Origin of the sequence: Phytopseudomonas daroniae (assembly GCF_004327285.1) — a bacterium.
GTDB classification, from domain to species: Bacteria; Pseudomonadota; Gammaproteobacteria; order Pseudomonadales; family Pseudomonadaceae; genus Aquipseudomonas; species Aquipseudomonas daroniae.
Genome location: NZ_QJUI01000012.1, coordinates 1 through 19,892 on the forward strand (window position 1 = coordinate 1; position 19,892 = coordinate 19,892).

23 protein-coding genes are annotated in these 19,892 nt (G+C 61.6%); 2 read left to right on the plus strand and 21 right to left on the minus strand.

Going from position 1 to position 19,892, the window contains the following annotated elements:
* Window positions 1-135: 135 nt before the first annotated feature.
* Window positions 136-525 carry a DUF4260 domain-containing protein gene (locus DNK06_RS14560; protein WP_207389922.1) on the plus strand — a complete coding sequence of 130 codons (390 nt, stop codon included), beginning with the start codon at window positions 136-138 and terminating at the stop codon, window positions 523-525.
* An 80-nt stretch (window positions 526-605) separates the two neighbouring features.
* Here the strand turns inward: DNK06_RS14560 and DNK06_RS14565 are convergent, their stop codons facing one another.
* Both DNK06_RS14565 and DNK06_RS14570 read right to left on the minus strand, forming a co-directional pair.
* On the minus strand, window positions 606-1,160 hold the full coding sequence (locus DNK06_RS14565) for a lipocalin-like domain-containing protein (protein WP_131180715.1): 555 nt from the start codon (window positions 1,158-1,160) through the stop codon (window positions 606-608).
* Window positions 1,157-1,981 (minus strand): SDR family oxidoreductase, encoded by an 825-nt coding sequence (locus tag DNK06_RS14570; RefSeq protein WP_131180716.1) that lies wholly within the window; start codon window positions 1,979-1,981, stop codon window positions 1,157-1,159. The genes DNK06_RS14565 and DNK06_RS14570 overlap by 4 nt, the downstream gene beginning before the upstream one ends.
* Before the next feature lie 96 nt (window positions 1,982-2,077).
* Here DNK06_RS14570 and DNK06_RS14575 point away from each other — a divergent pair, with 96 nt between their 5' ends.
* Window positions 2,078-3,013 carry a LysR family transcriptional regulator gene (locus tag DNK06_RS14575; protein WP_131180717.1) on the plus strand — a complete coding sequence of 312 codons (936 nt, stop codon included), beginning with the start codon at window positions 2,078-2,080 and terminating at the stop codon, window positions 3,011-3,013.
* Window positions 3,014-3,220: 207 nt separating this feature from the next.
* Here the strand turns inward: DNK06_RS14575 and der are convergent, their stop codons facing one another.
* The 19 genes from der to trmJ all read right to left on the minus strand — a co-directional run bounded on the left by der (window position 3,221) and on the right by trmJ (window position 19,815).
* The gene (der, locus tag DNK06_RS14580) at window positions 3,221-4,693 is read right to left on the minus strand and encodes a ribosome biogenesis GTPase Der (RefSeq protein WP_131180718.1); all 1,473 of its coding nucleotides are present in this window, start codon (window positions 4,691-4,693) and stop codon (window positions 3,221-3,223) included.
* Between the two features lie 116 nt (window positions 4,694-4,809).
* Window positions 4,810-5,961: an outer membrane protein assembly factor BamB gene (gene bamB / locus DNK06_RS14585; RefSeq protein ID WP_131180719.1), complete on the minus strand. Its 1,152-nt coding sequence runs from the start codon at window positions 5,959-5,961 to the stop codon at window positions 4,810-4,812.
* A complete protein-coding gene (locus DNK06_RS14590; RefSeq protein ID WP_131180882.1) occupies window positions 5,954-6,592 on the minus strand; it encodes a tetratricopeptide repeat protein in 639 nt (212 codons plus the stop codon). Before DNK06_RS14590 ends, bamB begins: the two co-directional genes overlap by 8 nt.
* 33 nt (window positions 6,593-6,625) lie before the next feature.
* Entirely contained in the window at window positions 6,626-7,915 is a 1,290-nt protein-coding gene (hisS, locus tag DNK06_RS14595) for a histidine--tRNA ligase (RefSeq protein ID WP_131180720.1), read from the minus strand.
* A gap of 20 nt (window positions 7,916-7,935) precedes the next feature.
* Window positions 7,936-9,048, minus strand: a complete 1,113-nt coding sequence (gene ispG / locus DNK06_RS14600; RefSeq protein ID WP_131180721.1) for a flavodoxin-dependent (E)-4-hydroxy-3-methylbut-2-enyl-diphosphate synthase — start codon at window positions 9,046-9,048, stop codon at window positions 7,936-7,938.
* A 1-nt stretch (window position 9,049) separates the two neighbouring features.
* Entirely contained in the window at window positions 9,050-10,069 is a 1,020-nt protein-coding gene (locus DNK06_RS14605) for a helix-turn-helix domain-containing protein (protein ID WP_131180722.1), read from the minus strand.
* Complete coding sequence (gene pilW, locus DNK06_RS14610) at window positions 10,066-10,827, minus strand: type IV pilus biogenesis/stability protein PilW (protein WP_131180883.1); 762 nt, start codon at window positions 10,825-10,827, stop codon at window positions 10,066-10,068. The genes DNK06_RS14605 and pilW overlap by 4 nt, the downstream gene beginning before the upstream one ends.
* 13 nt (window positions 10,828-10,840) lie before the next feature.
* Complete coding sequence (gene rlmN, locus DNK06_RS14615; RefSeq protein ID WP_131180723.1) at window positions 10,841-11,989, minus strand: dual-specificity RNA methyltransferase RlmN; 1,149 nt, start codon at window positions 11,987-11,989, stop codon at window positions 10,841-10,843.
* A 27-nt stretch (window positions 11,990-12,016) separates the two neighbouring features.
* Window positions 12,017-12,448, minus strand: a complete 432-nt coding sequence (gene ndk, locus DNK06_RS14620) for a nucleoside-diphosphate kinase (RefSeq protein WP_042555298.1) — start codon at window positions 12,446-12,448, stop codon at window positions 12,017-12,019.
* A gap of 138 nt (window positions 12,449-12,586) precedes the next feature.
* Window positions 12,587-12,787 carry a Fe-S cluster assembly protein IscX gene (gene iscX / locus DNK06_RS14625; RefSeq protein ID WP_131180724.1) on the minus strand — a complete coding sequence of 67 codons (201 nt, stop codon included), beginning with the start codon at window positions 12,785-12,787 and terminating at the stop codon, window positions 12,587-12,589.
* 15 nt (window positions 12,788-12,802) lie between these two features.
* A complete protein-coding gene (gene fdx / locus DNK06_RS14630; protein WP_131180725.1) occupies window positions 12,803-13,144 on the minus strand; it encodes an ISC system 2Fe-2S type ferredoxin in 342 nt (113 codons plus the stop codon).
* 3 nt (window positions 13,145-13,147) lie between these two features.
* On the minus strand, window positions 13,148-15,013 hold the full coding sequence (gene hscA, locus DNK06_RS14635) for a Fe-S protein assembly chaperone HscA (protein WP_131180726.1): 1,866 nt from the start codon (window positions 15,011-15,013) through the stop codon (window positions 13,148-13,150).
* A gap of 54 nt (window positions 15,014-15,067) precedes the next feature.
* The gene (gene hscB, locus DNK06_RS14640; RefSeq protein WP_131180727.1) at window positions 15,068-15,595 is read right to left on the minus strand and encodes a co-chaperone HscB; all 528 of its coding nucleotides are present in this window, start codon (window positions 15,593-15,595) and stop codon (window positions 15,068-15,070) included.
* A complete protein-coding gene (gene iscA / locus DNK06_RS14645) occupies window positions 15,595-15,918 on the minus strand; it encodes an iron-sulfur cluster assembly protein IscA (RefSeq protein ID WP_131180728.1) in 324 nt (107 codons plus the stop codon). Before iscA ends, hscB begins: the two co-directional genes overlap by 1 nt.
* A 12-nt stretch (window positions 15,919-15,930) precedes the next feature.
* Entirely contained in the window at window positions 15,931-16,317 is a 387-nt protein-coding gene (gene iscU / locus DNK06_RS14650; RefSeq protein ID WP_002552476.1) for a Fe-S cluster assembly scaffold IscU, read from the minus strand.
* A gap of 42 nt (window positions 16,318-16,359) precedes the next feature.
* Window positions 16,360-17,574 (minus strand): IscS subfamily cysteine desulfurase, encoded by a 1,215-nt coding sequence (locus DNK06_RS14655; RefSeq protein ID WP_131180729.1) that lies wholly within the window; start codon window positions 17,572-17,574, stop codon window positions 16,360-16,362.
* 43 nt (window positions 17,575-17,617) lie between these two features.
* Complete coding sequence (iscR, locus tag DNK06_RS14660; RefSeq protein ID WP_131180730.1) at window positions 17,618-18,115, minus strand: Fe-S cluster assembly transcriptional regulator IscR; 498 nt, start codon at window positions 18,113-18,115, stop codon at window positions 17,618-17,620.
* Between the two features lie 148 nt (window positions 18,116-18,263).
* Window positions 18,264-19,043, minus strand: a complete 780-nt coding sequence (cysE, locus tag DNK06_RS14665; protein WP_131180731.1) for a serine O-acetyltransferase — start codon at window positions 19,041-19,043, stop codon at window positions 18,264-18,266.
* On the minus strand, window positions 19,036-19,815 hold the full coding sequence (gene trmJ, locus DNK06_RS14670) for a tRNA (cytosine(32)/uridine(32)-2'-O)-methyltransferase TrmJ (protein WP_131180732.1): 780 nt from the start codon (window positions 19,813-19,815) through the stop codon (window positions 19,036-19,038). Before trmJ ends, cysE begins: the two co-directional genes overlap by 8 nt.
* Window positions 19,816-19,892: the final 77 nt, after the last annotated feature.

Consider the following 19,892-nt stretch of genomic DNA (forward strand, 5'->3'; position numbering starts at 1 on the left):
TCTTTTGCAAACTCAAGGAGTTCAAGCGTATTGCAATGCGCTGTGACAAGACCGATGCAAGCTTTTGCGCCATGGTCAATCTTGCCGCTGCCATTATCAATTCACGATGAATCTCAACAGACCCTAGGACAAAGCATGGACAATTCGGTTAGCGGTGGAGTGAAGTTCATTTTGCGTATCGAGGGCCTGTGCGTGCTGGCATTCAGCCTGTTTGCCTATGCACAGTTCGGGATCGGCTGGGGAATGTTCGCCTTGCTGTTTCTGGCGCCCGATCTTTCCTTCCTTGGCTATTTGGCAGGGCCGAAAGCAGGCGCCGCGCTGTACAACGCTGCTCACTCGTACATTGGCTCGCTGCTGCTTCTTGGGGCTGGCATTGCCTTTGACGCACCTACCATGTTGGCCCTCGGCATCATCTGGGCGGCACATATAGGTTTTGATCGTGCATTGGGGTACGGCCTCAAGTACTCAGCGGGGTTTCGCTTCACACACTTGGGTGCCATTGGTCGCTCGTCTGATCGAACCTAGCAATTCAAGCCGACGCCGCTTCGCGGCGCGGCTTAATTCAGTCGTTCAATGCGAGAGTCGGTAGGACGTTGGCGGATAGGTCATCGAGGTTCGGGAACGTCGACTCTGGCCCCTTTTCCGCTGGTTACGCCGGGATGTCGAACCCGCACGAACTCTGCACTCACTCGTCCTCCATCCGGGCGAGTGAAGGTTTCGTACATACGATCACCCTCAACCCTCAGTTGCAGTTCCCGCCCGGTTCGAACTGCGCCCACCCAGTTGGGGAACGTGGCGCCCTCGACGCGGTTGCCGGTGAAGTGGCCGTGCTCGTCCACGGTGTAGGTACCGAAGAACCCGATGCTCGACGCCATGGCGCGCCTGTTTTCGTTGTCGGTGCCGCCACCCCGCGCGTTCGACCCGAAACGTGGGGTGTCGCCATTGGTCAGCACCTCGACGTAATGCATGTCGGTGGTGAAGACGAGCATGCCTTCGGGGTTCTCTCCATAAGGTCGTTCGATCTTGCCATCGGTCTCCAATGTGGCAGAGACCATGCGCCACGTGCCGGCAACCTGGTTGGGTACGGCAGGAGACGGCACAAGCTCGCTGGCCCCGATGGCGATGGAGGACGCAAGGAGAAGCGCGAGCGACCACTTCATAGCCTGTCCGCCGTCAGCGTCAGCGACTTCTGCGCCACCAGATCGTCCAGACGGGCGGTCAATACACGATGGATGTTCTCGAACGCCGTGCTGCCCAGCGCAATCCGGCGCCGCGGCTGCGCCGAATCCGCCACCCGGATCATCGCATCGACCGTGCGCTCGGCATCGCCCTTGATATCGAATGCGCCGCTGGATATGGCGCGCCGCACATCGCCGGCCGGCGTCGCGTCGTAGGCCTCCAACGGGGCGGCGTGATCCAGGCCATCAGCGAACCCGGTCACGGTCGGCCCCGGCTCGGCGATCACGATGTCGATGCCGAACGGCGCCACCTCCTGGGCAACCGCATCGAGGAAGCCCTCGATGCCCCACTTGGTCGCGTGGTAGAGACTGAAATTGGGATAGGCCACTTGTCCGCCTTCGGAGGAGACCTGCATGATCCGGCCGCCTCCCTGCTCGCGCAGGCGGGGCAACACGGCACGCACGAGTTGGATCGACGCGATCAGATTGGTGGCGATCTGACGCTCTATCTGCGCATCGGTGACCTCCTCTGCGGCGCCGAACAGCCCGTAACCGGCATTGCTGACCACCGTATCGATTCGGCCAAAGGTTGCGAAGGCGGCATCCACTTCCCGCCTCAGTGCGGCCGTGTCGGTGAGATCGAAGCGCGCGATGTGCAGCCTCTCGCCCGCCGTTCGCTGGAGCGCCTCGAACGGCGCAATACGTCGCCCGCACGCGACCACCCGATCGCCCCGCTCCAGCAACTTCGTGGTCATGACCAGCCCAAGGCCGGATGATGCGCCTGTGATCAACCATGTTTTCATCGGGAACCTCCTGTGGGGTTTGCACAGATGGTAGGAGCCCGAACGGCGTATGATAAGCCGTACCAATTCGAACAAGCTGGTGAAAAGTATTCACTAATGGCCAACGTCAGCCTCTCCGACCTGAAAGCATTCGCCCATGTGGCACGGCACCGCGGCTTCCAGAAGGCCGCCGACGTGCTTGGCGTATCGCGGTCATCCCTCAGCCATGCCTTGAAAGGGCTCGAACGCCATCTCGGTGTCCGCCTCCTGCACCGAACCACCCGCAGTGTTGCGCTGACGGAGACCGGCGAGCAGTTGCTGCAGCGGCTGGCCCCCCTGTTGCGAGAACTGGATGACGTACTGGATGCGGTCAGCCACGGCCAGGACGAACTGGTCGGCACACTGCGCATCAACGCCAACAAGGGCGGCGCGCGCTGGTTGCTCAAGCACGCCGTCCCGACATTCCAGCAGCGTCACCCGCGCGTGGTTCTGGAGCTGGTCACCGAAGGGCAACTGGTGGACATCGTGGGTGAAGGTTTCGATGCCGGTGTGCGTCTGGCCGAATCGGTACCAAAAGATATGGTGGCCGTCCCCTTCGGCAGCGACATTCGCTTCGTTGCGGTGGCGTCGCCAGGCTACGTCGAGGCGTTCGGAGTGCCGGCCACACCTGCCGACCTGATGTCCCATCGCTGCATTCGCCAAAGGCTGCCCAGCGGAAAGCGCTATCGATGGGAGTTCGAGAAGGGCACGCAGCAGCTGGCACTGGACGTCCCCGGCACGCTGAGCCTGGACGACAACGATCTGATGGTCGAGGCGGCTTCCGATGGCCTGGGCATTGCCTTCGTACCGGAACCTTTCGCTCGCCCAGCCCTGGACAGCGGTACGCTGAGCCTGCTGCTTGAAGACTGGACTCCGGCGTCACCGGGTCTGTGCCTCTACTACGCCAGCTATCGCCATGTGCCTGCGCCGCTGAAGGCATTCATCGCGGTGGTTCGTGAGTCGACACAGGCTCAAGGCCGAAAGCATCCGAGCGGGCTTGACTGGAGCAATTGAGGCTGGCGGCCCGGACAATCGGAAGGATGCCTGCAACGTCCAGCGATACACTGAATCGGCATGGATCGCACTGACGGTCGGCCCCAACTGCTTATCCGCCATGCCGAAAAGCCATCCCGAACCTTGCGGCGACCTGGCAGAGACTCACTGCCTGACAGCGTCAGGCTATAGCGAATCGCTACCCGCCTGGCCCTGCCAGAGCACCGATCAGCGCTTGTCCTTGCGCTTCTTGTCGGCTTTCTTGTGGTGGCTCATCAGGCGACGCTTCTTGTTCACCTGACGATCGGTGAGGGTGTTCTTGTTGCCCTCGTAAGGGTTCTCACCGCCCTTGAACTCGATGCGGATCGGCGTACCAACCAGCTTGAGCACACGCCTATAGGTATTTTCCAGGTAGCGGATATAGGACTTGGGCACCGCATCGACCTGGTTGCCGTGGATCACGATCAGCGGCGGGTTGGCACCACCCAGGTGGGCGTAGCGCAACTTGATCCGGCGGTTGTTGACCATGGGTGGCGCGTGCTCGCGCACGGCGTCTTCGAGGATCTGCGTCAGGCGGTTGGTCGGCCAGCGGGTGATGGCCGACTGGAACGAAGCCTGCACCGACTTGTACAGATGGCCGACACCGGTGCCATGCAGCGCCGAGATGAAGTGGATATCGGCGAAGTCGACGAAGAACAACCGGCGTTGCAGCTCGGTCTTCACATAGTCACGCTCGCTGGGCTCCATGCCATCCCACTTGTTCAGGGCAATGACCAGGGCACGGCCACTCTCCAGCACGAAGCCGAGCAGGTTGAGGTCGTGGTCGACCACGCCTTCGCGGGCGTCCATGACAAACACCACCACGTTGGAATCCTGAATGGCCTGCAACGTCTTGACCACCGAGAACTTTTCCACCGCCTCGAAGATCTTGCCGCGCCGGCGCACGCCAGCGGTGTCGATCAGGGTGTACTTCTCTTCATCCCGTTCGAAGGGGATGTAGATGCTGTCGCGGGTGGTGCCGGCCTGATCGTAGACGATGACCCGGTCTTCACCGAGCATGCGGTTGACCAGGGTCGACTTGCCGACGTTGGGGCGGCCGATGATCGCCAGCTTGATGCCGTCCTTCTCGCTCGGACCGGGAATGCGCTTGGCTTCCTCGCCTTCGGCGACGACCTCCGGCTCTTCGCCCTCCTCAGGCTCGCCAGCATCCTTGGGAAAGCTGCCCAGGGCCGCTTCGAGCATCTGGGTGATACCACGACCATGGGCACCGGCGATGGCCAGGGCTTCGCCCATGCCCAGCGGGGCGAATTCGGCGCGGGCCAGATCCGGGTCGAGGTTGTCGACCTTGTTGACCACCAGGAAGCTGCGCTTGTTGCGCTTGCGCAGGTGCTCGCCAATCATCTGGTCGGAGGCGGACAGCCCGGCACGGGCGTCGACCAGGAACAACACGGCGTCGGCTTCTTCGATGGCCTGCAGGGACTGCTCGGCCATCTTCGCATCGATGCCTTCTTCGTCACCGGAGATACCACCGGTGTCGATCACGATATAGGTACGCCCCTGCCATTTGGCCTCGCCGTACTGGCGGTCGCGGGTCAGACCGGAAAGGTCACCGACGATCGCGTCGCGGGTGCGGGTCAGGCGGTTGAACAGGGTGGATTTACCGACGTTCGGCCGGCCCACCAGGGCAATTACGGGAACCATTCGGCTCTCCACTTCGTTATTTCAGAAAATACAAAAGCCGCTGCACAGGCAGCGGCCACAAATCTTGCGCTATCTGCCCCGCTCGCCCGGCTAAACCGAGCGAGCGGGACACGGGCTCACTTGATGGTCAAGGCCACCAGTTTGCCGCCGTTGCCGAAGGCGTACAGCCAGTCGCCGACGACCAGCGGACGGGCACGCAGGCCGTCGCTGTCGATACGGATGCGGCCGACGAAACGGCCATCGACCTGGCTGATCAGGTGCAGGTAGCCTTCCAGATCGCCGAACGCGACATAGCTGGAGAACACCTGCGGCGCCGACAGCTGGCGACGGGCCAGGGCATCGTTGCTCCACAGGGCCGAAGCCGAGCGCTCATCGATGCTTTCCACGGTGCCGCTGGCCAGGGTCACGTAAACGTTACCGAAACCTTGAGCCACACTCATGGAGCTGGATGCTTCTCGCTGCCACAGCACACGGCCGCTTTCCAGATCGAGGGCAGCAACGCGCCCCTGGTAGGTCACCACGTACAGCTGACCACCGGAAAGCAGCAGGCCACCGTCGATGTCGACGATGCGATCCAGCTCGGAACGGCCTTGCGGGATGGCGACGCGCTGTTCCCACACCGGGATGCCACGCTGGGCGTCCAGGGCGATGACCTTGCCGCTGGACAGGCCGGCGATGGCCAACTGGTTGGTCAGCAGCGGGCTGCCAGTGCCACGCAGGGTCAGGACTGCCGGGGTGTTCTCGAAGATCCAGCGCTGCTGGCCACTGTATGCATCCAGAGCGACCAGGGTGTCATCCTGAGTCTGTACCAACACGGTGTCGCTGTTGATGGCCGGAGCCGACAGCACTTCGCTCGGTACCTTGGCGCGCCATTTTTCTTCACCGCTGGACGAATCCAGGGCGATCACTTCACCCTTGAGAGTGCCGACCACGACCATCCCGTAGCCAGCTGCCACGGCACCGGAAATCGGCACATCCAGTTCCTTCTTCCAGGACACTTTGCCGGTGGTGCGCTCCATGGACATGATCAGGCCTTCGACGTCGGCGGCGAAGATCTGCTCGCCATCGACCACAGGCTCGAGCATGTTGTAGATGTCGCCCTGACCGTTGCCGATCGAACGGCTCCACTCTTTCTGCAGCCTCACTTCCTCTTTGAACTTGGGAAGCTCGGCAGGTGGCAGCTCTTTCTTGCTGTTGCTGCTGCAACCGACGACCAGAACGGCCAGGGCCAGCAGTGCGGCATTCTTCCAACGCATCACGTCATGCATCCCCTTTGGCCAGGTCGTCGATCTTCATCTGCAGACCACCAACGGCAGCCTCTTCAGACAGCGCACCCTTGGCCTTCACATAGGCAGCGTGGGCATCGTCGGTACGGCCCAGCTTCACCAACAGATCGCCCTTGAGCTCTTCGCGGCTGGCCAGGTAAGCCTGATCGGCGTCGCCGTCGAGCAGTTTCAGGGCTTCGTCGGCTTTGTCCTGAGCGGCCAGCACGCGGGCCAGACGCTGACGAGCGAGTTCACCGAGCGTCTCATTGGCGGGCTTGTCGACCACGCTGCGCAGTTCGCTGGCTGCGTCGTCCAGCTTGCCGGCCTCGACCGCGACCTTGGCCACGAACAGGCTGCCGTACTGAGCGTACTGAGTACCGCCGAAATCACTCTTCAGCTGACCGGCCAGAGCCGCTACCTTGGCGGCATCAGGCTGACCGCTCGGGGTCAGGGCCGACTCCAGCAGCTGCTGGTAGACCACCGAAGCGCCCTGAGCCTGATTGCTCTGGTACTTCTGCCAGGCCTGCCAGCCGAATACCACGATCAGCGCCAAAGCACCGCCAGCTACCAGCGGCTTACCATTACGCTGCCACCAGTCCTTCAGGCCGGCCAGTTCATCATCATCGCTATTCAACGCCACCCCAATACTCCTTAATCGCTAAATCGCTCAAGCCTGCTTGGTGCAGGACGCCAGATGCTCGGCCAGGGCCGACCAGGCAATGTTTTGCTGTTCGCTGTCGTCGCGCAAAGGTTTGCAACCTACCACGCGAGCAGCCAGTTCGTCCTCACCCAGAATCAATGCATAGGTGGCGCCGCTCTTGTCGGCCTTCTTGAACTGGCTCTTGAAGCTACCGCTGCCGGCATTGACCAGCAGGCGCAGCCCCGGAACTTCGTTACGCAGATTCTCCGCCAGGGCCAACGCCGCCAGCTCGGCCGGCTCGCCAAAGGCGCAGATAAAGGCATCGGCCGGGCGGTTCAGCTCGGCCGGCACACGCTGCAGGGTTTCCAGCAGCAACACCAGACGCTCGACACCCATGGCGAAGCCAACACCCGGAGTCGGTTTGCCACCAAACTGGGTGATCAGGCCATCGTAACGGCCACCGGCACACACGGTGCCCTGGGAACCGAGCTTGTCGGTGACCCACTCGAACACGGTACGGCCGTAGTAATCCAGGCCACGTACCAGCTTGGGGTTGATCTCGTAGGCGATGCCGACCGCATCGAGACGCGCCTTGAGGCCCTCGAAATGCACGCGGGACTCTTCGTCCAGATAGTCGTGCAGGGTCGGCGCGTCGGCGAGCAGTGCCTGAGTACTGGCCACCTTGCTGTCGAGAATGCGCAGCGGATTGGTGGTCAGGCGACGCTGGCTGTCTTCGTCGAGCTGATCGAAACGCTCCTGCAGGTAGGCCACCAACGCATCGCGATACACCGCGCGGGCTTCGCTGGAACCCAGGCTGTTGAGCTGCAGGGTCACCGCATCGCTCAGACCCAATTGCTTCCACAGGCGCCAGGTCAGGGTGATCAGCTCGGCATCGATGTCCGGCCCAGGCAGGTTGAAGACTTCGACACCGATCTGGTGGAACTGCCGATAGCGGCCCTTCTGCGGCTTCTCGTAGCGGAACATCGGGCCCGCGTACCACAGCTTCTGCACCTGGCCGCCGCCGGTCATGCCATGCTCGAGCACGGCACGCACGCAACCGGCAGTGCCTTCGGGGCGCAAAGTCAGGGATTCGTCGTTGCGGTCGAGGAAGGTGTACATCTCCTTGTCGACCACGTCGGTGCCTTCGCCGATACCACGGGCGAACAGCTCGGTGAACTCAAGGATCGGCAGACGCATTTCCTGGTAGCCGTAGCTGTCGAGCAGCGCTGCCAGGGTGGTTTCCAGGTAACGCCAGGCCGGGGTCTGCTGCGGCAGGATATCGTTCATGCCACGAATGGCTTGCAGGGACTTGCTCAATTGTTTTCCTTAGGCACGGATCAGCCGCGCACGATCACGGCCGCGTCGGCTGCGACCTTCTCGGCCGCCTTTGTGCGGATCAGCCGTTCCAGCTCATCCACCAGGTTGGTGTTGGTCAGTTTCGAGACGGGCTTGCCGTCGATATAGACCAGATTGTTCGGGCTGCCGCCAGTGAGACCGATATGCGCCTCCTTGGCTTCGCCCGGGCCGTTGACCACGCAGCCGATCACCGCGACGTCCAGCGGCACCAGCAGGTCTTCGACGCGGGTTTCCAGCTCGTTCATGGTCTTGACCACGTCGAAGTTCTGGCGCGAGCAGCTTGGGCAGGCGATGAAGTTGATGCCCCGCGAACGCAGACGCAGCGACTTGAGAATATCGAAGCCGACCTTGATCTCTTCCACCGGATCGGCAGCCAGAGAGATGCGAATGGTGTCGCCGATGCCATCGGCCAGCAGCATGCCCAGGCCGACGGAGGACTTCACGGTGCCCGAACGCAGGCCACCGGCTTCGGTGATGCCCAGGTGCAGCGGTTGCTCGATCTGCTTGGCCAGCAGGCGATAGGCCTCGACGGCCATGAACACGTCGGAGGCCTTTACGCTGACTTTGAAGTCCGGGAAATTCAGGCGATCCAGGTGCTCCACGTGACGCAGCGCGGACTCAACCAGGGCGGCCGGGGTCGGTTCACCGTATTTCTTCTGCAGATCCTTTTCCAGCGAACCGGCATTCACGCCGATGCGGATCGGGATGCCCTTGTCGCGAGCAGCCTCGACCACCGCCTTGACCCGGTCTTCACGACCGATGTTACCGGGGTTGATACGCAGGCAATCGACGCCCAGTTCGGCCACGCGCAGGGCGATCTGGTAATCGAAGTGAATGTCCGCCACCAGCGGCAGATTGACCTGCTGCTTGATTCGGCCAAAGGCTTCGGCAGCGTCCATGTCCGGCACGGAAACCCGCACGATGTCGGCACCCGCCGCTTCAAGACGACGAATCTGCTCGACGGTCGCGGCGACATCGTTGGTATCGGTGTTGGTCATGCTCTGCACGGCGATGGGCGCATCGCCCCCTACCGGTACCGAGCCGACCCAGATCTTGCGGGACAGCCGGCGCTTGATCGGCGATTCACCGTGCATATTACTGCCCACCCAACTTGAAGCGTGCGGTCTCACCAGAGATGTGCGGCGTCACGTCCACGGCTGCGCCGTTATAGGCCACCTGAGCGCCACGGGCAAACCCCAGACGCAGTTCCAGCGGCGCCTGGGCGCGCACATCGAGACTCTCACCGGAACGTTTCAGGCCACTGGCGACGATCTTGCCATTGGCATCGGTCACCTGAATCCAGCAGTCGGCGACGAACGTCAGACTCAACAGGCCTTCACCAGCAGCGACCGGCGCTTGAGGCTGAGCGGCAGCAGCCGGTGCAGGCGCTTCAGCAGCCGGCGCGGCAGGAGCCGTCGCTGGTGTACCCGGTGCGGCTGGGGCCTGAGTGGGGTCGGCCGGCGCGGCCTGAGCAGGAGGGTTCTGTTCCAGCAGCTCACTGGCAGTGGCCTTAGGGGTAGTGTCCGCGGCATCGCCCAGCGGCTCGACAGGAACACTTGGCAGCGGCAATTCGGTACCTTGATTCTGCGCTTCGGCAACGGCCTGATCTTCCGGCTCGTCGAGTGGGTGGATCTGCGTATTGCCGTCGGCGCCATCGACTTCGACATGGCCCAGGCCAACATTCTTCAGATCATCGAGTTGCCAACCCTGATCCTGCCACCAGTAGAAACAGGCGCCGCCCACACCGAGCAGCAACAGGAAGCTGACCAGGCGCAGGATGCTCTGCGAGTAACGCGTCGGCTCTTCGATACGACCCAGGGCATGCACGCTGCTGCCAGTGGCATTGCTGCCGGTGAACTGATCGAAATCGGCGACCAGCGGTGCCTGATCCAGGCCGAGCAGTTTTGCATAGGCGCGGATATAGCCGCGGGCGAAGGTATTGCCCGGCAGCTTATCGAATTCGCCGGCCTCCAGCTGGGCCAGGCGCATAGGCGTGAGATTGAGCTGGGCCGCGACTTCCGCGACCGACCAGCCCCTGCTCTCACGCGCCGCACGCAGCGCTTCACCAGGATTGACGTGATGAGCTGCTGCAACTTCAGGTTGGGCCGCTTTCATCTTTGCTCCGACAGATATTGCTGATATTCCGGCGTACCGGGATAAAGACGTTTCAACTGCAAGCCAATGCTGGCGGCGCGGTCACGATCCTCGAAGATCCTGGCCAGTCGGGCCCCCAACAACAGGCTGCGGGAATTCTGCTCGGCAATGGCGCTGTAGCTTTCGTAGTAGCTACGCGCCGGGACGTACTCTTTGTCTTCGTAAGAAAGGTTCGCCATTTCCAGCAGCGCCCGCGGCTGACGGCTGTTGAGGCGCAGCGAACGCTCGAAATAGGCTTTGGCCTCGTCGCGCTGCTTGAGCATCATCGCGGTCATGCCAAGATTCTCGAACACCCGGGCACGCTCTGGATAGAGGCTGTCCTCGGCGGCGAGGCTGTAGCGCTGCAGGGCTTCCTTGTAACGCTTCTGTTCGAACAGAAAACCCGCGTAATTGTTCAGCAGGCGTGCATCCCTGGAATTACCCGACAGCGACTTGCGAAAGTGCTCGTCGGCCAATTCCGGCTCCATCTCGCGCTGGAATACCAACGCCAGTACCGCGTGGGCATCGGAGCCTGACGGATTGATGTTCAGCGCGTTCTTCAACGGCACCTTGGCCGGCCCCGTTTCACCCTGCTGCAAATAGCCGATACCGAGCTGGACGAATGAATCGTAAGCCTTCTTGCGGCCCTCGGCGGTTTTCATCGGATCGACATCACCGGTGGAAACGCAGGCGGTGAGCAGACTTGCACTGAGCAGAAACAACAAGGAACGCAGCACGATCATGGACATCCTCTCAGGTACGACTGGCAGTGGGACGCGGAGAGTCCGCCTCGCCGCTCAACTGACGCACGGCGATGTAGCGTTCACTGCGGCGGGTACGATCCATGACTTGGCCAACCAGTTGCCCACACGCCGCGTCGATATCTTCGCCACGGGTCGTGCGCACCGTGACGTTATGTCCGGCTTTTTGCAACAGTTCCTGGAAACGACGAATGGCGTTGTTGCTTGGACGCTCGTAACCCGAATGGGGGAACGGGTTGAATGGAATCAGGTTGATCTTGCAGGGTACATCCGCCAGCAGCGCGACCATCTGTTCGGCATGCTCGAGTTTATCGTTCACATCCTTGAGCAGGGTGTACTCGATTGTCAGCACACGTTTCTCGCCCAGACGGGAAATGTAACGTTTGCAGGCAGCCAGCAGCATGTCCAGCGGGTACTTCTTGTTGATCGGCACCAACTGACTGCGCAGCTCGTCGTTCGGCGCGTGCAGCGACAGCGCCAGGGACACGTCGATGACCTCGGCCAGCTTGTCGATCATCGGCACCACGCCGGAGGTGGACAGCGTCACCTTGCGCTTGGAGATCCCGTAGCCGAGATCATCCATCATGATCTTCATGGCGGCGACCACGTTGTCGAAATTCAGCAGCGGCTCGCCCATGCCCATCATCACCACGTTGGTGATCGCGCGGTCGATCTTCGCTGGCACACTGCCGAACGACTTGTTGGCGACCCACACCTGGCCGATGATTTCGGCGCTGGTCAGGTCACTGTTGAAACCTTGCTTGCCCGTGGAGCAGAAGCTGCAGTCCAGGGCACAGCCGGCTTGCGAGGAAACACACAGGGTGCCACGCCCGCCCTGGGGGATGTACACGGTTTCCACGCAGCTGCCCGACGCCACACGCACTACCCACTTGCGCGTGCCATCGGAGGAAATATCTTCGCTGACCACTTCTGGCCCGCGAATATAGGCAGCAGCCTTGAGCTTTTCGCGCAAGACCTTGCCAACGTTGGTCATGGCGTCGAAATCATCGACGCCAAAGTGGTGAATCCACTTCATGACCTGACCGGCACGGAAGCGTTTTTCCCCGATATTGTCGAAGAATTGCTCCATTTCCGGCTGGGTCAGGCCCAGCAGGTTGATTTTGCCGTTTGTGTCGGTCATGGCGTATTCACCCTCGCACGCTTCGCCTTAGCGAATGCGGGCGTTTACCTCGGTAGCGGAGAAGAAGTAAGCGATTTCGCGCGCAGCGGAAGCTTCGGAGTCCGAACCGTGAACGGCATTCTCGTCGATGGAAACGGCGAAGTCGGCACGGATGGTGCCGGCAGCGGCTTCTTTCGGGTTGGTAGCGCCCATCAGCTCACGGTTCTTGGCGATGGCGTTTTCGCCTTCCAGAACCTGGACGATGACCGGGCCGGAAGTCATGAATGCGACCAGATCCTTGAAGAAGCCACGCTCGCTGTGCTCGGCGTAGAAGCCAGCGGCCTCACGCTCGGACAGTTGCAGCTGCTTGGAAGCGACGATGCGCAGGCCCGCTTTTTCGAAACGAGTGGTGATCTCGCCGATAACGTTTTTAGCAACGGCATCAGGCTTGATGATGGAGAAAGTACGTTGAACAGCCATGTGACACTCCAGAAACAATAGATTTAAAGCCAAAAATTAAACCCGCGAATTATACGCGGGTTCCATTCAAAAACATAACAGCGGCCCTTGGCGGCAATCGGCTCGCTGCAGCCGAGGCGGCAAGACCGCCCTAGCGCCTCACTGCGCCTCTTCGATCCAGGCAGCCTGAATGGCTTCGAGCACCTTTTCGCCGCCGCGTTGCGGGTCGTCGGAAAAATCCGGTAGCTCTACCACCCAGCGATGCAGCTGGACGAAATTCACGTAACGAGGGTCGACATCCGCTTTGCTGTCGGCAAGCTGGATGGCGATTTCAAGAACATCGACCCATTTCAGGCTCATGCTGAGGCTCCCTGATCAGTGCGGCGCTTCGGCGGCGTGGTTGAGCGAATACTTGGGGATTTCGACGGTGATGTCTTCTTCACCAACGATAGCCTGACAGGCGAGACGCGACTGAGCTTCCAGCCCCCAGGCCTTGTCGAGGTAGTCCTCTTCGAGCTCATCGGCTTCGTTCAGCGAATCGAAACCCTCGCGCACGATGCAGTGACAGGTGGTGCAGGCACACACGCCGCCACAGGCGCTTTCCATCTCGATATGGTGCTCGTGGGCCAGTTCCAGAATGGAAGTACCAGGCTGAGCCTCCACCACCAGCCCTTCCGGGCAGAACTTCTCGTGGGGCAGAAAAATTACCTGAGGCATCAGTTATTCCTCGATCTCATTCAGGTTGCGCCCCGCCAGCGCGGCTTTTACCGTCAAGTCCATGCGGCGGGCTGCAAAAGCATCGGTCACTTGCGACAGACGCTTGGTCTGCTGCTCGATGGCCATGCCATCGGTGCCAGTCAACAAATCACGTAGTTCCTGCATCTGCAGGTCGATCACCATGCGCTCTTCGGCATCCAGCAGACGTTCGCCATCGACCTGCAAGGCAGCCTCGACCGCCTCGAGCAGACGCTGCGCATCGACCTGCTGCTCGCGCAAGGCGCGGGCGGCCTTGTCACCACCGGCGTGCTGGAAGGAATCCTTCAGCATGCGCGCCACCTCACCATCGGTAAGGCCATAGGACGGTTTGACCTGAATACTGGCTTCGACGCCCGAAGCCAGCTCGCGGGCACTTACGCTGAGCAGACCATCGGCGTCCACCTGGAAGGTCACCCGGATCTTCGCCGCGCCGGCCACCATTGGCGGAATACCGCGTAGCTCGAAACGCGCCAGGGAACGGCAATCGCTGATCAGCTCGCGCTCACCCTGCAGCACATGGATCATCATGGCGCTCTGGCCATCTTTGTAAGTCGTGAATTCCTGTGCACGAGCCACGGGAATCGTGGTGTTGCGCGGAATCACCTTTTCCATCAGCCCGCCCATGGTTTCCAGCCCCAGGGACAGCGGGATGACGTCCAGCAGCAGCAATTCCTCACCATCTGCACGGCGGTTGCCGGCCAGGGCATCGGCCTGGATCGCCGCGCCGATGGCGACCACCTGATCCGGGTCGATATCGGTCAGCGGCTGGCGGCCGAACAGCTCGCCGACCGCCTCACGCACACGCGGTACACGGGTCGAACCACCGACCATGACCACGGCTCCGACGTCTTCGACTTCGATACCCGAATCGCGTACGGCGCGGCGGCAGGCTTTCAGGCTGCGCGCCACCATCGGCTCGATCAGCGCCTGGAAATCGGCGCGGGACAATACACCGCACCACTGGCCGTGCACGACCTCGACGCTCTCGGCATCGGTCAGTGCCTCCTTGGCGGAGCAGGCGGTCTGCAGCAGGCTGCGCTGGGCACCCGGCTCGATATCGGCGGACAGGCCAGCCTGCTCGACGATCCAGCCAGCGATGGCATGGTCGAAATCATCACCGCCCAGGGCACTGTCGCCACCGGTAGCCAGCACCTCGAATACACCACCGGTCAGACGCAGGATGGAAATATCGAAGGTACCGCCGCCCAGGTCGTAGATCGCCACCACGCCTTCGGCGTTCTGGTCGAGGCCATAGGCGACCGCGGCAGCGGTGGGTTCGTTGAGTAGACGCAGCACGCTCAGGCCGGCCAGACGCGCTGCGTCCTTGGTAGCCTGGCGCTGGGAGTCGTCGAAATAGGCCGGCACGGTGATCACCGCCCCTACCAGCTCGCCACCCAGGGTCGACTCGGCGCGCTGGCGCAACACCCTGAGGATGTCAGCGGACACTTCCACAGGGCTTTTCAGACCCTGCACGGTGTCGATGAACGGCATGTGCGACTCGCCGGCGACGAAGCGGTAAGGCAGTTGCTCACCCAATTGCTTCACATCGGCAAGGCCGCGCCCCATCAGGCGCTTGACCGACAGGATGCTGTTGAAGGGGTCGCTCGCGGCGTCGCGACGGGCCGCTTCTCCGACCTCGACGCGATCGGCGTGATAACGCACGGCCGAGGGCAGAATCAGGCGCCCTTCACTGTCCGGCAGCGGTTCGCTGACGCCGCTGCGCACGGCAGCGACCAAGGAATTGGTGGTGCCCAGGTCGATCCCGACAGCCAGACGACGCTGGTGTGGTTGTGGGCTCTGTCCGGGCTCAGCAATCTGCAATAAAGCCATAGGTAATCGGTGCTTATCTGGGTATCAGGCACGGCCACGGCAGCCGTACGTGCATTAATCGTCGAGGCGCTCTTCCAACTGGCGCACCTCGTGGGAAAGCTTGTCGAGGAACTGCATGCGGCGCATCAGGCGTTCGGCCTCTTCTCGGCGCGCATCGTCCTCCCAGGCATCGGCGAAGCTATCGTTCAGGTCTTGCTTGGCTGTCTTCAAACGCCCCTTGAACGCCGCAACACCCGCCAGGTCAGCATCGTCCTGCAGCTCTTCGAGCTCTTCACGCCACTGCATCTGCTGCATCAGGAAGTCAGGATCCTGCACGGTGACTTCCAGCGGCAACTCGGGCCCGCGCATCGCCAGCAGATAGCGGGCACGCTGCGAATCGCTTTTGAGCGTGCTATAGGCCTCGTTGAGGCTCGCCGAACGCTCCAGCGCCAGACGCTGTTCACGCTCGGAAGCATCAGCGAAACGGTCAGGGTGCACGCCACGAGCCAACTCGCGATAACGGGTCGCGAGCTGATCGAGATCCAGACGGAAGCTCGGCTGCAGCTCGAACAGGGCGAAGTGACAAGGGCCGGAGCTGCTCATCAGATGTTGAAGCTTTCGCCGCAGCCACACTCGCCACGGACATTCGGGTTGTTGAACTTGAAGCCTTCGTTCAACCCTTCCTTGACGAAGTCCAGCTCGGTGCCGTCGAGATAGACCAGGCTCTTGGGATCGATGATCACCTTGACGCCATGGCTCTCGAACACCTGATCCTCGCCGGCGGTTTCGTCGACGAACTCCAGCACGTAAGCCAGGCCGGAACAGCCTGTGGTGCGCACACCCAGGCGGATACCCTCACCCCTTCCACGGCCGTCGAGCGAACGACGAATATGCTGGGCAGCGGCTTGAGTCATGCTGATGGCCATCGACAAACCTCCTTAGAGCAAACCTTTCTTCTGCTTGTAATCGCGCACGGCAGCCTTGATGGCGTCCTCGGCGAGTACCGAACAGTGAATCTTCACGGGCGGCAGCGCCAGCTCTTCGGCGAGCTGGGTGTTCTTGATGGTCTCTGCCTCATCCAGTGTCTTGCCCTTCATCCACTCGGTGGCCAGGGAGCTGGAGGCGATGGCGGAGCCACAGCCGTAGGTCTTGAACTTGGCGTCTTCGATCACACCCTGCTCGTTGACCTTGATCTGCAGACGCATCACGTCGCCGCAGGCCGGCGCGCCGACCATGCCGGTGCCGACGTCAGGATCTTCCGCGTTCATCTTGCCGACGTTGCGCGGGTTCTCGTAGTGGTCGATGACCTTTTCGCTGTAAGCCATGTTATCAATCCTCTTTCATCAGGCGCCGCTCACTGGCAGCTTTTAGTGTGCTGCCCATTCCACCTTGGAAATGTCGACACCTTCTTTGAACATATCCCAGAGCGGCGACAGTTCGCGCAGCTTGGTGACTGCCTCGCGTACTTTCTCCGCGGCGTAGTCGACTTCTTCTTCGGTGGTGAAGCGGCCGAAGGTGAAGCGAATCGAGCTGTGTGCCAGTTCGTCGTTGCGGCCCAGGGCGCGCAGCACGTAGGAAGGCTCCAGAGAGGCCGAGGTACAGGCCGAACCGGACGAGACCGCCAGATCCTTGAGGGCCATGATCAGCGACTCGCCTTCGACGTAGTTGAAGCTGAGATTCAGATTGTGCGGCACACGGGCAGTCATGCTGCCATTGATGTACAGCTCCTCCAGACCGTCGACGTGTTTGAAGAAGCGGTCACGCAGGGCCAGTACCTTGGCGTTCTCTGCGGCCATTTCTTCCTTGGCGATGCGGAAGGCTTCACCCATGCCGACACACTGATGGGTCGCCAGGGTACCGGAACGCATGCCGCGCTCGTGGCCGCCACCGTGGGTCTGGGCTTCCAGGCGTACACGCGGCTTGCGGCGTACGTACAGGGCGCCGACGCCTTTCGGGCCATAGGTCTTGTGCGCCGAGAAGGACATCAGGTCGACCTTGAGATTTTGCAGGTCGATCTCCACCTTGCCGGTCGACTGAGCGGCATCGACATGGAAGAACACGCCACGAGCACGCAGCAATTCGCCGATCGCGGCGATATCGTTGACGGTGCCGATTTCGTTGTTGACGTGCATGATCGACACCAGAATGGTGTCTTCACGCAGTGCCGCCTCGACCATGGCCGGGGTGATCAGGCCGTCTTCACCGGGCTCGATATAGGTGACTTCGAAGCCTTCACGCTCAAGCTGACGCATGGTGTCGAGCACCGCTTTGTGCTCGATCTTCGAGGTGATCAGATGCTTGCCCTTGCTTGCGTAGAAGCTGGCGATGCCCTTGATGGCGAGGTTGTCGGATTCGGTGGCACCGGACGTCCAGACAATCTCGCGCGGGTCGGCATTGACCAGCTCGGCGACCTGGCGGCGGGCGTTCTCCACGGCTTCTTCGGCCTTCCAGCCAAACACGTGGGAGCGCGAAGCCGGGTTGCCGAAGTTGCCTTCGTTGGTCAGGCATTCGATCATTTTTTGCGCAACGCGTGGGTCGACCGGCGTTGTCGCGGAGTAGTCCATGTAGATCGGCAATTTCATTTCGGTATCTCCTAATCAGGTATCAGGCCGGCGCCTTGCGTGCTCAATCGACGGTGGACGCTTCAATCTTATCCAGATGGTGTGCCCTGCCATTGTTATTGCAGCGACGCTGATCCTGGCGCTGGGCAACTTCCTGCACCTCACGGCGCGTGACCAGATCGGCCAGACTGATGCCGCTGAGGAACTCGTGGATCTGCTGGCTCAGATCGCACCACAAATGGTGGGTCAGGCAGATATCGCCGGAGTGACAACCGCCCTGCCCCTGGCAACGGGTGGCATCGACGGATTCGTTGACCGCGTCGATCACTTCAGCGACCTGGATACCCTGCATGTTGCGCGACAGTTGATAACCACCACCCGGGCCACGCACGCTGGAAACCAGGCTCCCACGACGGAGCTTGGCGAACAGCTGCTCGAGGTAGGAGAGAGAAATACCCTGGCGCTCGGAGATATCGGCGAGGGATACCGGCCCGTTCTGCGCATGCAGCGCCAGATCGAGCATGGCAGTAACGGCGTATCGGCCTTTGGTAGTCAGTCGCATGAAGGGTTACCAAGGAATCACAATGTGCCGCAATTATCCTATTCCCGAGTATTTAAGTCAACTATAAGACCTACTAGAACACTCGGGATTAGACGCCTTGCCCGCTTCAAGCGGCGGCGGATCATAGCAAAGCCACGCCCGCCACGCATCAAGCGGCCGGCTTGTCGCCCTGCCCCTTGCAGACACCATCGAAGTCTTCGTCACGCAGCTCGGGCAACTCCTTGGCACGGTAATCACTGCCCAATGCACCGAGCGCGTCACACATACCCTCCAGGCGATTGTCGACCGCATGCAGGTGATCAAGCAGTTGCGCGATAGCCCGCGCCACCGGATCCGGCATGTCCTGGCTGACGCCATAGGCATCGAACCCCAGCTTGTCGGCCATGGCCCGACGCTGCGCCTCGAGCCCATCTTCATCCTTGACGATGACCTTCGCCGGAATACCGACCGCCGTAGCCCCAGCCGGCACCGCCCTGGTGACCACCGCATTGGAGCCGATCTTGGCGCCCGCACCCACAGTGAACGGACCGAGCACCTTGGCGCCAGCGCCCACCACCACACCATCCTCGAGCGTCGGATGGCGCTTGCCCTTGTTCCAACTGGTGCCACCCAGGGTCACACCCTGATAGAGCGTGACGTCGTCACCGATCTCAGCGGTCTCACCGATGACGATGCCCATGCCGTGATCGATGAAAAAGCGTCGGCCGATCACCGCCCCCGGATGAATTTCGATACCCGTCAACCAGCGACTGAAGTTCGACACGCTACGCGCCAGCCACTTCCAGCCGGACACCCACAACCCGTGCGCCGCCCGATGCAGCCACACCGCATGCAACCCCGGGTAACAGGTAACCACTTCGAACGCGTTGCGCGCCGCCGGATCACGATGAAAAACACCCTGGATATCTTCCCGCATGCGCTCAAACATCAGTCTTTCCCCGCTTATGGTGCTCGCCGCGCGCCGCCTTGAGCGTTTCGGTCAACACGCCGCGCAAGATATTCATTTCCAGCTTGGTCACCGCACTGCGTCCATACAGACGACGCAGGCGACTCATCAAGTGACGCGGATTGACCGGGTCGAGAAACCCGATCTCCACCAGCGACTTTTCGAGATGCCCGTAGAAGGATTCCATCTCGTCAGCGGTCACCGGCTGCTCGCCCTCGTCAGCGACAACGTCCTGTCGAGGCGCCACGAGCGGAGCATTTTCCAGCGCCAGGGCCGCCATGCGCGCCTCGTACGTCAGCACCTGCACGGCAGCCGCCAGGTTCAGCGAACTGAATGCCGGGTCGGACGGAATGTGCACATGGAAATGACAGCGCTGCAGCTCTTCATTGGTCAGGCCGGCGTGCTCACGCCCGAACACCAGCGCCACCTCTCCACCGGCAGCAGCTTTGTCCACAACCGCTACGCCACACTCGCGCGGATCGATCAGCGGCCAGGGAATACGTCGCTCACGGGCACTGGTGCCGAACACCAGACTGCAACCGACCAGCGCATCCTCGAGACACGAAACCACCTCAGCAGCATCGAGAATGTCGGCCGCACCCGAGGCTCGCGCCACAGCTTCCTCACTCGGAAACTGGCGCGGCTCCACCAGCACCAGCCGCGACAATCCCATGTTTTTCATGGCGCGAGCCGCCCCGCCGATATTGCCGGGATGACTGGTGTTGACCAGTACCACTCGAATGTTCTGCAGCAAGAGAGACGCCCGCGTCGGATAAATAAGGTGACAAATCTTACAGAAGCCCCCCGCTTTATGCCACGCAGGACACGGAC